13 protein-coding genes are annotated in these 12,682 nt (G+C 60.1%); 7 read left to right on the top strand and 6 right to left on the bottom strand.

All coding sequences use genetic code 11. The annotated features are described in order from the left end of the window. Positions 1-11: 11 nt before the first annotated feature. The 4 genes from BT125_RS20745 to BT125_RS20730 all read left to right on the top strand — a co-directional run bounded on the left by BT125_RS20745 (position 12) and on the right by BT125_RS20730 (position 3,613). Positions 12-623 (top strand): RNA polymerase sigma factor, encoded by a 612-nt coding sequence (locus tag BT125_RS20745; protein ID WP_072409821.1) that lies wholly within the window; start codon positions 12-14, stop codon positions 621-623. Beyond that, entirely contained in the window at positions 617-853 is a 237-nt protein-coding gene (locus tag BT125_RS20740; protein ID WP_072409819.1) for an anti-sigma factor family protein, read from the top strand. The genes BT125_RS20745 and BT125_RS20740 overlap by 7 nt, the downstream gene beginning before the upstream one ends. 183 nt (positions 854-1,036) lie before the next feature. Next, positions 1,037-2,347, top strand: a complete 1,311-nt coding sequence (locus tag BT125_RS20735; protein WP_072409806.1) for an OprO/OprP family phosphate-selective porin — start codon at positions 1,037-1,039, stop codon at positions 2,345-2,347. A 141-nt stretch (positions 2,348-2,488) separates the two neighbouring features. Next, positions 2,489-3,613, top strand: coding sequence for a GNAT family N-acetyltransferase (locus BT125_RS20730; protein ID WP_072409804.1), 1,125 nt, complete (start codon positions 2,489-2,491; stop codon positions 3,611-3,613). Positions 3,614-3,780: 167 nt separating this feature from the next. On the opposite strand, the gene BT125_RS20725 is transcribed toward BT125_RS20730, so the two are convergent. From BT125_RS20725 to BT125_RS20710, 4 genes are all read right to left on the bottom strand, one after another. Next, positions 3,781-5,613: an ABC transporter ATP-binding protein gene (locus tag BT125_RS20725; protein WP_072409802.1), complete on the bottom strand. Its 1,833-nt coding sequence runs from the start codon at positions 5,611-5,613 to the stop codon at positions 3,781-3,783. 84 nt (positions 5,614-5,697) lie between these two features. Beyond that, positions 5,698-6,261: a peptidylprolyl isomerase gene (locus BT125_RS20720; protein ID WP_072409800.1), complete on the bottom strand. Its 564-nt coding sequence runs from the start codon at positions 6,259-6,261 to the stop codon at positions 5,698-5,700. Between the two features lie 4 nt (positions 6,262-6,265). Continuing rightward, positions 6,266-7,069 (bottom strand): alpha/beta fold hydrolase, encoded by an 804-nt coding sequence (locus tag BT125_RS20715; RefSeq protein WP_072409798.1) that lies wholly within the window; start codon positions 7,067-7,069, stop codon positions 6,266-6,268. Positions 7,070-7,083: 14 nt separating this feature from the next. Then, complete coding sequence (locus tag BT125_RS20710) at positions 7,084-8,007, bottom strand: PA3225 family LysR-type transcriptional regulator (protein ID WP_060738713.1); 924 nt, start codon at positions 8,005-8,007, stop codon at positions 7,084-7,086. A gap of 50 nt (positions 8,008-8,057) precedes the next feature. On the opposite strand from BT125_RS20710, the gene BT125_RS20705 reads away from it, so the two are divergent. Both BT125_RS20705 and BT125_RS20700 read left to right on the top strand, forming a co-directional pair. Next, the gene (locus BT125_RS20705; protein ID WP_072409796.1) at positions 8,058-8,372 is read left to right on the top strand and encodes a 3-phosphoglycerate kinase; all 315 of its coding nucleotides are present in this window, start codon (positions 8,058-8,060) and stop codon (positions 8,370-8,372) included. A 150-nt stretch (positions 8,373-8,522) separates the two neighbouring features. Beyond that, positions 8,523-9,122 carry an FMN-dependent NADH-azoreductase gene (locus tag BT125_RS20700; RefSeq protein ID WP_072409793.1) on the top strand — a complete coding sequence of 200 codons (600 nt, stop codon included), beginning with the start codon at positions 8,523-8,525 and terminating at the stop codon, positions 9,120-9,122. Positions 9,123-9,428: 306 nt separating this feature from the next. Here the strand turns inward: BT125_RS20700 and BT125_RS20695 are convergent, their stop codons facing one another. Beyond that, positions 9,429-10,196, bottom strand: coding sequence for a cyclase family protein (locus tag BT125_RS20695; RefSeq protein ID WP_170866858.1), 768 nt, complete (start codon positions 10,194-10,196; stop codon positions 9,429-9,431). 185 nt (positions 10,197-10,381) lie between these two features. On the opposite strand from BT125_RS20695, the gene BT125_RS20690 reads away from it, so the two are divergent. Beyond that, a complete protein-coding gene (locus tag BT125_RS20690) occupies positions 10,382-11,248 on the top strand; it encodes a carboxylate/amino acid/amine transporter (protein ID WP_072409791.1) in 867 nt (288 codons plus the stop codon). Positions 11,249-11,373: 125 nt separating this feature from the next. Here BT125_RS20690 and BT125_RS20685 read toward each other — a convergent pair whose 3' ends face one another. Beyond that, positions 11,374-12,672, bottom strand: coding sequence for a mechanosensitive ion channel family protein (locus BT125_RS20685; protein WP_072409789.1), 1,299 nt, complete (start codon positions 12,670-12,672; stop codon positions 11,374-11,376). Between the last annotated feature and the right edge of the window lie 10 nt (positions 12,673-12,682).

The raw sequence follows: 12,682 nt of genomic DNA, 5'->3' as shown, positions 1-12,682 counted from the left end.
TGGGGCGTTGAATGACGGCCACCGACGACACCCTCCTGCTCCAACGCCTCCTGGCTGGTGAGCAGCAGGCCTACAAGGAACTGGTCAGCGCCTACCAGAGCCCGATGCGTGCCGTGGCCTATGCCATCGTCGGCAGTCGCCATGCCGACGAAGTGGTGCAGGACGCCTGGCTGTCCGTGGTGCGCAATCTCGGTGGTTTCCAGGGGCGCTCCAGCCTCAAGACCTGGCTGTTGACCATCACGGCCAACGCCGCCAAGGGTCGCTACAAGCAGAACCGTCGGGAAGTGCTGCTCGATGACCTTCCGGCCCCCCACGGTACCCTCGGCGATGACCGTTTCGCTGCGGACGGCCATTGGCTGCTGGCGCCGTTCGCCTGGCACCAGGACACGCCCGAAGCGCTGCTCACGATGAGTGAATTGCGTGATTGCCTGGAGCACACGTTGCTCAGCCTGTCGGAGCTGCAAGGCAGCGTACTGACCCTGCGGGAACAGCAAGACCTGGAGTTGGACGAAATCTGTAATCTGTTGGGTATCTCGCTCTCCAATGTCCGTGTGCTGTTGCATCGTGCCCGACTGAAGGTCTTCGCGACTGTTGAACATTTCGAGGAAACCGGCGAATGCTGACCTGCAAGGAACAAGTGGCGCGCTCCAGCGATTATCTCGATGGACAACTGAGCTTTCGTGAACGCCTGATGGTGCGTCATCACTTGATGTTCTGCCCCAATTGCCGACGCTTCATCCGTCAGATGCGCCTGATGCAGGCGACCCTCAAAAAGCTTCCTGAAGCCCCCGTTCCCGACCTGGATAACCTCGCCGAGAAACTCGCCGCCGAGCGTCGCAGAAACATCCGCTGACACCTGACACATCACCCCCCCATGGTGTTATTCCCATTCGAAGTAAAAAGTTCCTCTGTCATAAAATCTTTATGTGATAGCAACTCGCCTGACACAACCGGTCGCCAACATCCCCTCCCAACACCAGCGGGCCCAGTTCCGCGTGTTTTCTAACGCATAGACTACCAACAGGGGAATTCTTCGATGATCCGTAAGCACTTCGCAGGTGTTGCCGCCAGCGCACTGGCAATGGCAGTAACCGCCCAGGCTTTCGCCGGCACCGTCACCACCGATGGCGCCGATATCGTGGTCAAAACCAAGGGCGGCCTCGAGGTCGCTACCACTGACAAAGAGTTCAGCTTCAAGCTCGGCGGTCGTTTGCAGGCTGACTACAGCCAGTTCGATGGCATCTACACCGACAACGGCAAGTCGGCCGATGCCGCTTATATCCGCCGCGCGTTCCTGGAACTGTCCGGCGTGCTGTACACGGATTGGGCCTACACCATCAACTACGACATGTCCCACAACAGTGGCGACTCCGATAATGGCTACTTCGACGAAGCGTCCCTGGCCTACAACGGCTTCAAGCCGGTGTCGATCAAGGTCGGTCGTTTCGACCCTGACTTCGGCCTGGAAAAAGCCACCAGCTCCAAGTGGGTGACCGCGCCTGAGCGTAACGCTGCCTACGACCTGATCGACTGGACCAACAGCCATCAGAACGGCCTGGGCATCCAGGCGTCCAGCACCTTCGCTGATTCGTTCTATGCTTCGGCCGGCGTGTTCAGCAAGGACACCGACGACACCGACGGCGACAGCGTCAAGCAAGTCAACGGTCGCTTCGTCTTCGCTCCGATGCACGAAGCTGGCAACGTGCTGCACTTCGGTCTGAACGTGGCCTCCCGTGACGTTTCGGACACCGCGTTCGATGCACGTTATCGCTCCCGCCTGGGCATGCGTGGCGTTGAAACCCTGGGTGGCAACGATGCCGGTCCTAACGGCAACCGTCCGGTCCTGGGCGGCGCCAACAACTCGCCGGCCGGTTCGTACGACACTGACACCGCCTTCGGCCTGGAAGCCGCTTTCGCCATGGGGCCAGCGTCGATCCAGGGTGAATACATCTCCCGCAAGACCAAGGCTGACAGCGACGCCTTCGAAGACCTCAAAGGCCACGGCTTCTACGTCCAGGGTGCCTACACCATCACTGGTGAGTCCCGTGGGTATAAGGTCGGCAAGTTTGACGCGATCAAGCCTCAGAACAAATCCATCGGCGCCTGGGAAGTGTTCTACCGCTTCGACAGCATGACCGTCGAAGACGACAACATCACCACAGCCTCGGCGACCCGTGAAGTGGGCGATGCCGAAGCCAAGGTGCACAATCTGGGCGTGAACTGGTACGCCAACGAAGCGGTGAAAATCACCGGTGCCTACGTCAAGGCCAAGACCGACAAAGTCACCAACGCCAATGGCGATGACGATGGCGACGGTTTCGTAGTCCGTGCCCAGTACGTGTTCTGAATCGCGCTGACTTGATACAGAGCTTTTTCTTCATCCGTTAATGCTCCTTTCCAACCCCGCCACCGGCGGGGTTTTTTTATGTGCGCTCGGTCAGGATCGGCGATACTCGCTCCATCCGTCGTCTGGCTTTCGAGGAATCGCATGCCGTTTCACGTCTTGAACAGCCTGTCCGCCATCGCCCCGCACGAGTGGGACGCGTTGGTGCCCGCCAACCAGCCTTTTCTACGCCACGCCTTCCTCGGTGCCCTGGAAGACAGCGCCAGCCTGGGTCCGCAATCCGGTTGGCGAGCCGAGCATCTGTTGCACGTTGAAAACGGCCAGCTGTTGGCGGCCTTGCCCAGTTACCGCAAGTGGCATTCCTACGGTGAATACGTGTTCGACCACGGCTGGGCCGACGCTTGCGCCCGCGCCGGCATCGATTACTACCCCAAGCTGTTGACGGCGGTACCGTTCAGCCCGGTCAGTGGGCCGCGGCTGTTGGCGGCACGGATGGAAGACGGTCTGGAGTTGCTTGGCAGCGTGCCCGGCTACCTGGAAATCGAAGGGCTTTCCAGTGCCCACATCAACTTCACCGATGCCTTCACCGACGCTGCACTTGCCGGGCAAGACGGCTGGCTGCAGCGGATCGGCTGCCAGTATCACTGGCAAAATCGCGGTTATCGCGACTTCCAGGACTTTCTCGATGCCCTCAGTTCCCGCAAGCGCAAGCAGATGCGCAAGGAACGCGAACAAGTGGCGGGGCAGGGCATCGCGTTCGAATGGCTCGAAGGTCATCAGTTGGACGAGGCACAGTGGGATTTTGTCTACGCCTGTTACGCTAACACCTACGCGATACGACGGCAGGCGCCGTACTTGACCCGGACATTCTTCAGCCTGTTGGCCGAACGCATGCCCGAAGCCATTCGTGTGGTGCTGGCCAAGCAAGGTTCACGGCCGGTGGCGATGGCGTTCAGCCTGGTGGGCGGCGACAGTTTCTATGGACGGTACTGGGGGTGCTTGGCGGAGTTCGACCGGCTGCACTTCGAGACCTGTTTCTACCAAGGCATGGACTACGCGATTGCCCAAGGCTTGCAGCGCTTTGACGCCGGCGCCCAGGGTGAGCACAAGTTGATTCGCGGCTTCGAGCCGGTGATTACCCGCTCGTGGCATTACTTGCGTCATCCGGGGTTGAAAGCGGCAGTGGCGGATTTTCTCGTGCGCGAGCAGGAGGGGGTGCTAGCGTACGCCGAAGAGGCCAGGACGGCACTGCCGTATCGGCAGGGCTGACACCGAACCCTGTGGCGAGGGAGCTTGCTCCCGCTGGGCTGCGCAGCAGCCCCGACAAGGCAGGTTGTCCAACCGATTGATTGCATTGGAGCGCGGATTTGGGGGGCGCTTCGCGCCCCAGCGGGAGCAAGCTCCCTCGCCACGGGGTCAGCTGTGTCAGGTAGGAATCAATCGATCCCCACGAACCCACCCGTCTGATGCTGCCACAGCCGTGCATACAACCCACCGTGGGCCAGCAATTCGGCATGGCTGCCGGTTTCGGCGATGCGGCCATTTTCCAGCACCACCAATCGGTCCATCCGGGCGATGGTGGAGAGGCGGTGGGCGATGGCGATCACGGTCTTGCCTTGCATCAGGGTTTCGAGGCTTTCCTGGATCGCCGCCTCGACTTCCGAGTCCAGTGCCGAGGTCGCTTCGTCCATGATCAGAATCGGCGCGTCCTTGAGCAGCACGCGCGCGATAGCGATGCGCTGGCGTTGGCCGCCGGACAGTTTCACCCCGCGCTCACCCACATGGGCATCGAAGCCGGTGCGGCCTTCGGCGTCCGACAGCAATGGGATGAATTCATCGGCCCGGGCCTTGTGCACGGCTTCCCAGAGTTGCGCATCGGTGGCGTCGGGTTTGCCGTAGAGCAGGTTGTCGCGAATCGAGCGATGCAGCAGCGAGGTGTCCTGGGTGATCATGCCAATGCGCTCGCGCAGGCTTTCCTGGCCGACTTCGGCAATGTCCTGGCCGTCGATGAGGATGCGCCCGCCTTGCACGTCATAGAGGCGCAGCAGCAGGTTCACCAAGGTGGATTTACCCGCGCCGGACGGGCCGATCAGGCCGATTTTCTCGCCAGGCTTGATGGTCAGGTTAAGGTCGCCGATGACCCCGCTTTTCTTGCCATAGTGGAAATCCACATGCTCGAAACGCACCTCGCCCCGGGCCACCGCCAGGGGCTTGGCCTGGTCGCGGTCGGTGACGCTGACCGGCTGGGCGATGGTCTGCAGGCCGTCCTGGACCATGCCGATGTTTTCGAAGATGCCGTTGACCACCCACATGATCCAACCGGACATGTTTACGATGCGGATCACCAGTCCGGTCGCCAGGGCAATGGCGCCCACGCTGATCAGCGACTGGGTCCACAGCCACAAGGCCAGCGCCGTGGTGCCGACGATCAGCAACCCGTTCATGCTGGTGATGACCACGTCCATGCTGGTCACCACGCGGCCAGCCAACTGGGCTTTTTCCGTCTGCTCCTGGATGGCTTCGCGGGCGTATTGCTGTTCGAAATTGGTATGGGCGAACAGCTTCAGGGTGGTGATGTTGGTGTAGCCGTCGACGATCCGCCCCATGAGTTTGGAGCGGGCATCGGACGACACCACCGAGCGCTCCTTGACCCGTGGCACGAAATAGCAGAGTGCGCCGATGTAGGCGGCAATCCACATCAGTAGCGGGATCATCAGGCGCCAGTCGGCTTCGGCGAACAGCACCAGGGAACTGACGGCGTAGATCAGTACGTGCCACAGAGCATCCACCGCCTGGACCGCCGAGTCGCGCAGGGAGTTGCCGGTTTGCATGATGCGCTGGGCGATGCGCCCGGCGAAGTCGTTCTGGAAGAAATTCAGGCTCTGCTTGAGCACATAGCTGTGGTTCTGCCAGCGGATCAGGCTGGTCATGCCGGGGCTCAGGGTCTGGTGCACCAGCAGGTCATGCAGGGCCACGAAGATGGGCCGGAAAACCAGCGCCACCACGGCCATCCAGGCCAGCTCCAGGCCGTGGATCTTGAAGAAGTCCACATTGGGTGTGCCCTGGGTCAGGTCGATGATGCGACTCAGGTAGCTGAACAGCGCCACTTCGATCAGTGCGCCGATCAGGCCCACCACCAGCAGCACGACGAAGCTGGGCCAGACCTGTTTCAGATAATAGGTGTAGAAGGGCAGGACGCGGTTCGGCGGGGCCGAGCTCGGGGCGTCGCGGAAGATATCGATCAGTGTTTCGAAACGGCGAAAAACCATCAGTAAATGCCCTGGCAGGGGCTCTCCTTTTTGCTAATGGGCGGTGCGGAATGACCGCGCCGCCCAGGCTTGCCGTGTGCCGCTTCAGTCGATGCGCTTGGCCGACTTGATGAGCACAGGGTCGATCGGCACGTTTTGCATGCCTTGCTTGGTGGTGGTCTGGGAGTTGACGATGATGTCGACCACGTCCATGCCCTTGACCACTTTGGCGAACACTGCGTAACCGGCGTCACGGCCCGGGTCGAGGAAGGCGTTGTCGGCTACGTTGATAAAGAACTGGCTGGTGGCCGAGTCCGGGTTGGACGTACGCGCCATCGACAAGGTGCCGCGAACGTTGTGCAGGCCATTGCTGGCTTCGTTCTTGATCGGTGCCTTGGTATCTTTCTGTTGCATCTGTGTGGTAAAGCCGCCGCCCTGGGCCATGAAGCCCGGGATCACACGGTGGAAAATCGTGTTGTTGTAGAAACCACTGTCCACGTACTCAAGGAAGTTCTTGGTAGTGATGGGGGCCTTGACCGGGTCCAGTTCGATTTCGATCTGGCCGTTGGTGGTCTCCAGCAATACATGGGGGGCCTTGGCGGGCGTGGCGGCCATCAGGTTGGCGGCAAACAATACGGTGCCGGCGGCGAGGGCGATTTTTTTCAGCATGGGGTCAGAGATCCTGAGTGGTGGAATCGGTTGCGGTCAAAAAGTCGAGCAGGGTTTGGTTGAAGCGTTCGGGTTGATCCAGCGGGGTAGCGTGCCGTGAATCGGCGATGACCACCAGACGTGCATTGGGCAGCCGCTTTACATAGGCTTCTTTCAGCGCCACCGGGGTGTAGTCGTGGTCGGCGCAGATGACGAGGGTTGGACAGGCGACCTGTGAAAGTCGTTCCTGAACGCCCCACCCCACGATTGCATCGAAGCTGGCGAGATAAGCACGTTTGTCGTTCTTTGCCCAGCGCCGGGCCATTTCCAAGCGTAATTCGGTTTGCTCGGGCTTGGGAAACAGCTTGGCGCCCAGGGCCTTGCCGATGGTTTCCAGGCTGAGCAGGCGCATCAGGCTCCAGCGCTTGAACCATTGCCAGCAATCGTCGGGCGTGCGGACCTTGACCTCCGGCGCGCTGTTGACGATGCACAGGCTCCTGATCCGTTCGGGCTCATCCACCGCCAATTGGAAACAGATCATGCCGCCCATGGACCAGCCCACCAAATGCACCGGGCCCAGGTCCAGGTGATCGATCAGGGCGCTCAGGTCGGCGCTGAAACCTTCGATGCTGTAGCGCTCGCGGGGTTTGTCAGAGCGGCCATGACCGCGCACATCCATCACGATCAGGCGGTAGCGGGCGGACAATGCCGGGATCTGCTTTTCCCAGTCGCGGGTGCTGGAGCCCAGCCCATGGACCAGCACCAAAGGCGTGCCGTGGCCGTATTCCTCGTAGTGCAGGTCGCAACCTTCGTGTGCAAAATAGGCCATCGGCGAAATCCTTGTCAGGCTTGTTCAGGGGCGGCGAACGGCGCATCCAGCGGCGCGGTGTCGAAGGTGCGCAGCAATTCGATCAGGATTTGCGTGGCCGGGCCCAGGGGTTTTTCCTTGTTCGAGAAAAGATAGAAGGTCGAGTTGCGGCTGCCTCCCTGTTCCAAGGGTAGACGCTTGAGCACGCCTTCCTTGAGTTCTCGTTCGATCATGTGCCGGGGCAGCCAGGCGAAGCCCAGGCCGCTGCCGACAAAACTCGCGGCGGTGGCCAGGCTGCCCACGGTCCAGCGCTGCTCGGCGCCGAGCCAGCCGACGTCGCGAGGCTGCTGGCGGCCGGAGTCGCGGATGACCACTTGCAACTGGCTTTCCAGGTCCTGGAAGTTCAGTTCGCGATTGAGGCGGTGCAGGGCATGCTCGGGATGGGCCACCGCGATGAACTCCACGTCGCTCAACTCCGCCCCCAGGTAACCGGGAATGCTGAAGCCGCTGATGGCCAGGTCGGCCACGCCTTCGAGCAGCACTTCTTCGACACCCGACAACACTTCTTCGCGCAGCCGCACCCGGCAGCCACGGCTTTGCGGCATGAACGCGGTCAAGGCGCGAACGAGGCGGGCGTTGGGGTAGGCCGCGTCGACCACCAGGCGCACTTCCGCTTCCCAGCCTTGCTCCATGTGGTGGGCCAGGTCTTCCAATTGGCTGGCCTGTTTCACCAGTTGCCGCGAGCGGCGCAGCAGCACCCCGCCGGCTTCGGTCAGCACGGCCTTGCGTCCATCGATGCGCAGCAACGGCACGCCGAGCTGATCCTGCATGCGGGCCACGGTGTAGCTCACTGATGACTGGGAGCGATGGAGCACTTCGGCGGCCTGGGCGAAACCACCGTGGTCCACCACGGCTTGCAAGGTTCGCCATTGATCAAGGGTCACGCGGGGCGCTTTCATAATGAGCTCCTCTTGTCCTAAGCTGGCGGTCCCTTGGTGGAGACTGCCGAATGAAGAAAATCTGTTGTGTGGCGCTGGCCTTGCTGCCACTGACTGCGTTTGCCTACCCGATCGATGTGGAAAAACACCTCAACGGCCTGAGCATCGACTACACCGCCTATGACACCGATGCCGACATCGGCTCTATCCAGGTCAACAACTACGGCAGCACCGACGCGGCCTGCACCGTGGTGTTCAACAACGGCCCCGAGGCGCCGCGCACCCGCAAGATCGAAGTCGCCGCCGGCAAGTTCAAGAACGCCACGGCCAAGTTCAACCGCAACATCATCAAGCTGCGCATCAAGCTGACCTGTCAGCCGAAATAGCCCGGCAACAGAGCAGGTGATCGTGCCTGCTCCGCTTATAAACGAAAATATCGATGCATTACAGCAGTTATTTGCGCTTTTTCATCGATATGCTCGCGTTTAACCTCCACTCCATCGACTGACAACATTCTCAGATGGAGCCTACAAGCCATGTCCCGCGTTCTGATCATCGAAAGCAGTGCCCGCCAGCAAGACTCGGTTTCCCGTCAACTGACCCAGACCTTCATCAGCCAGTGGAAAGCTGCGCACCCGGCCGACGACATCACCGTCCGCGACCTGGCCGTCAACCCGGTGCCGCACCTGGATGCCAATCTGCTGGGTGGCTGGATGAAGCCTGTCGAGCAGCGCAACGACATTGAAAACGCCTCGCTGGAACGTTCGAACCAACTGACCGATGAGTTGCTGGCCGCCGACGTACTGGTGATGGCTGCACCGATGTACAACTTCGCCATTCCCAGCACGTTGAAGGCCTGGCTCGACCATGTGCTGCGTGCCGGCGTGACGTTCAAATACACCCCCACCGGCCCCCAGGGCCTGCTGGCCGACAAGCGCGCCTTCGTGCTCACCGCCCGGGGCGGCATTCACGCCGGTGGCAGCACCGACCATCAGGAACCCTACCTGCGCCAAGTCATGGGCTTCATCGGCATCCACGACGTGACCTTCATCCATGCCGAAGGCATGAACCTGGGTGGCGACTTCCAGGAGAAGGGCCTGAATCAGGCCAACGCCAAATTGTCCCAGGTCGCCTGATCCGTTAATCCTCGGGTAATCGCCAGGTGGTCTAGTGACCTGGCGCTTCCCTTCAAACCGTTTTGCGCATCGAACCTCCCTTTGCACTTATTGCTCCTGAGTGCATCAGCCCGATTGAACGCTTTAGCGAGATCGGGCTTTTTTTTTTCTGATGAGGGGCACAGATGTCTTGCAAAAAATGAAGCGGGCAAACTTGAGCTAAAGCCTTGTGTGTTCGAATGCAGAGCCTTGGTTTCATCCAGCACTACCGGCAGCAGCGCCAGGCTCGTGCTCCGGTAGTGGCTGAAATTTCAAGTTGAGGTGAGTTCAGGGTACAAATGCCATGACGGAAACAGGAGAGCCCGACCCCTCTTTCAAGCGAAGCACTCCAATGACCAGTGTCGTGCCTTTCGCGGGTAACTGATCGAGATTGGTCAAGCACTCCAGGACAATCCCATTTTTAGCCAGGATTTGACTGTTGGTGGCATAAACCGTGTCTTGGCCCGGATCAGCACCATGTGTATCGATACCGACTCCTGCTATCCGGCGTTCTTCAAGCAAAAACGTTGTGGCAGCAGCACCAACACCCGGGAAGTGAGGACCTTTCTCATCCTCATTGATAAAGCGCTTAGGATCGTTCCAGAGCTCTTGCCACCCTGTATAAAACAGCACGACAGATCCCTGATCAATGTGTCCATGGGTCTGTTCCCATTTTTCTATATCCTGGATGCCAATTACATAATCTGGATTGTCTTGAGTCAGGGGACGTGTATCGATCACGACAGCAGGCCGTACCAGTGACGCCGGTTCATAGGCATCAATCCCAATGGCATTGGGGTGAAAACTATTTGGAGCGTTCATATGAGTCGCGCTGTGCTCACCAATGCTAAAGCGCCGCAAGTAATAACCGTCTTTTTCCTGCGAAGCCACCACATCGAATGTCATTGGGGGATCGTTAGGCCACAGTGGAATGGTCGGGCTGATGATGTGGCTCAGATCAATGACCTTTTGGAACTGAATACTCTGCATTTCTTTGACTTCCTTATCCTCTGCGAAACTGTTGGCAATGCCAGCCGACAGCAGAGCGGTAAGCATGCCTATAGATAACCGGTTAAAACAGCTCTTGTTCCGATTTGACGTCGCCACAACGTTTCTCTTCCTTTCGATCATGAAGTACTGCTTTTTTTGCCTGCTGCGACGGGGCTAGCCAGTTCCTATTATCTGCTCGTTACAGTCCTCAAAAACCGCTATCTTCGCCGCCATCCGAAACGAGGGGCGATATGGGCTATCTACTTTTTGTGACATTGATCCAGGCATTTTCCTTCAGCCTGATCGGCGAGTACCTGGCAGGACATGTGGACAGTTACTTCGCTGTACTGGTACGGGTCCTGTTGGCCGGGCTGGTGTTCATTCCGCTGACCCGCTGGCGTCAGGTCGAACCGTCGTTCATGCGTGGCATGCTGTTGATCGGTGCCTTGCAGTTCGGCGTGACCTACGTCTGCCTGTACCTGAGCTTCCGAGTATTGACGGTGCCCGAGGTGCTGCTGTTCACCATCCTTACGCCTTTGCACGTGACCTTGATCGAAGACGCGCTGAACCGGCGCTTCAATCCCTGGGCGTTGATCGCGGCGCTGGTGGCCGTGGCCGGCGCGGCGGTGATTCGCTACGACCGGATCAACCCGGATTTCTTCATGGGCTTCCTGCTGCTGCAACTGGCCAACTTCACCTACGCGGCCGGGCAGGTGCTCTACAAACACCTAGTGGCCCGACACCCGAGCGACCTGCCGCACTACCGGCGTTTCGGCTATTTCTATCTCGGTGCGTTGATGGTGGCGTTGCCGGCATTCCTGTTGTTCGGCAAGACTGATTTCTGGCCAGAAGCGCCGTTGCAATGGGGCGTGCTGGTGTTCCTCGGCCTGGTTTCCACCGCGTTGGGGTTGTACTGGTGGAACAAAGGCGCCTGCCTGGTCAACGGCGGGACGCTGGCGGTGATGAACAACCTGCACGTGCCGGTGGGGCTGCTGGTGAACCTGCTGATCTGGAACCAGCACGAGGACCTGGGGCGCTTGTTGCTGGGTGGGTCGGTGATATTGGCGGCGGTGTGGATCAGTCGGTTGGGGGTACGCCAGCCTCAGCCGTCACACTAAACCCGTGTGGGAGCGAGCCTGCTCGCGATGGCGGAGCATCAGTCAGCATTTATGTTTCTGACACACCGCTATCGCGAGCAAGCTCGCTCCCACAGGGGATCTACCACAGGGGAACCGTGGTGGTTTCAGATCACCTGCTTCTGCGGTTCCGACATTGAGCTCGCCCCCAACACCGCCGGCAGCAACCCTGAACGCAAGTCCGTGCCGCTCGGCTGCTGGTACAGGCTCAATCCGAACTCTGGCATCACCGCCAGCAGGTAATCGAAAATATCCCCCTGGATGCGTTCGTAGTCGGCCCATGCGGTGGTGCGGGTGAAGCAGTAGATTTCCAGCGGGATACCCTGGGCGGTGGTTTGCATCTGCCGGACCATGCAGGTCATGTTCGGCTGGATCTCCGGGTGGCTCTTCAAATAGGCCAGGGCATAGGCGCGGAAGGTGCCCAGGTTGGTCATCCGCCGGCGGTTGGCCGACATCGCCGCGACGTTGCCCTGGGCCTCGTTCCAGGCCTTGAGCTCGGCCTGCTTGCGGCCGATGTAGTCGGTCAGCAGGCGCACCTGGGTCAGGCGCTGTTCTTCCTCGTCATGCAGGAAGCGCACGCCGCTGGCGTCGATGAACAGGCTGCGCTTGATCCGTCGCCCGCCGGACTGCTGCATGCCGCGCCAGTTCTTGAACGACTCGGACATCAGGCGCCAGGTCGGGATCGAGACGATGGTCTTGTCGAAGTTCTGCACCTTGACCGTGTGCAGCGTGATATCCACCACATCACCGTCGGCGCCGACCTGAGGCATTTCGATCCAGTCGCCGACCCGCAGCATGTCGTTGCTGGTCAGTTGCACGCTGGCGACGAATGACAGCAGGGTGTCCTTGTAGACCAACAGGATCACTGCCGACATCGCACCCAGGCCCGACAGCAGCAACAGCGGCGAACGGTCGATCAGCGTGGCGACGATGATGATCGCGCCAAACACATACAGCACCATTTTCGTCAGTTGCACGTAGCCCTTGATCGAGCGGGTACGCGCATGTTCGGTGCGGGCGTATACGTCCAGCAGGGCGCTGAGCAGGGCACTGAGGCTCAGCACCATGAACAGGATGGTGAACGCCAGGGCGACGTTGCCCAGGAAAATCATGCTGGTCTTGCTCAGTTCCGGCACCAGGTGCAGGCCGAACTGGATGATCAGTGACGGCGTCATCTGCGCCAGGCGATGGAAGACCTTGTTCTGGCGCAGGTCGTTGACCCAGTGCAGGGCCGGTTGACGCCCAAGCAGCTTGGCCGCGTGCAGGATCAGGTAGCGCGCCACCCGTCCCAGCACCAGGGCGATGACCAGCAGCAACATCAGGGCGAGGCTGGAATGCAGGAGCGGGTGCTGGTCAAGGGCACCCCAGAGGTCTTGGATATTGACCCAGAGTTGTTTGATGTCCATGGACGAAACG

The organism is Pseudomonas sp. NFACC04-2, from assembly GCF_900119265.1.
Classification (GTDB): Bacteria; Pseudomonadota; Gammaproteobacteria; order Pseudomonadales; family Pseudomonadaceae; genus Aquipseudomonas; species Aquipseudomonas fluorescens_AA.
Note: the sequence above shows the minus strand (reverse complement) of the source record. Positions and strands in the feature narration are given on the sequence as shown.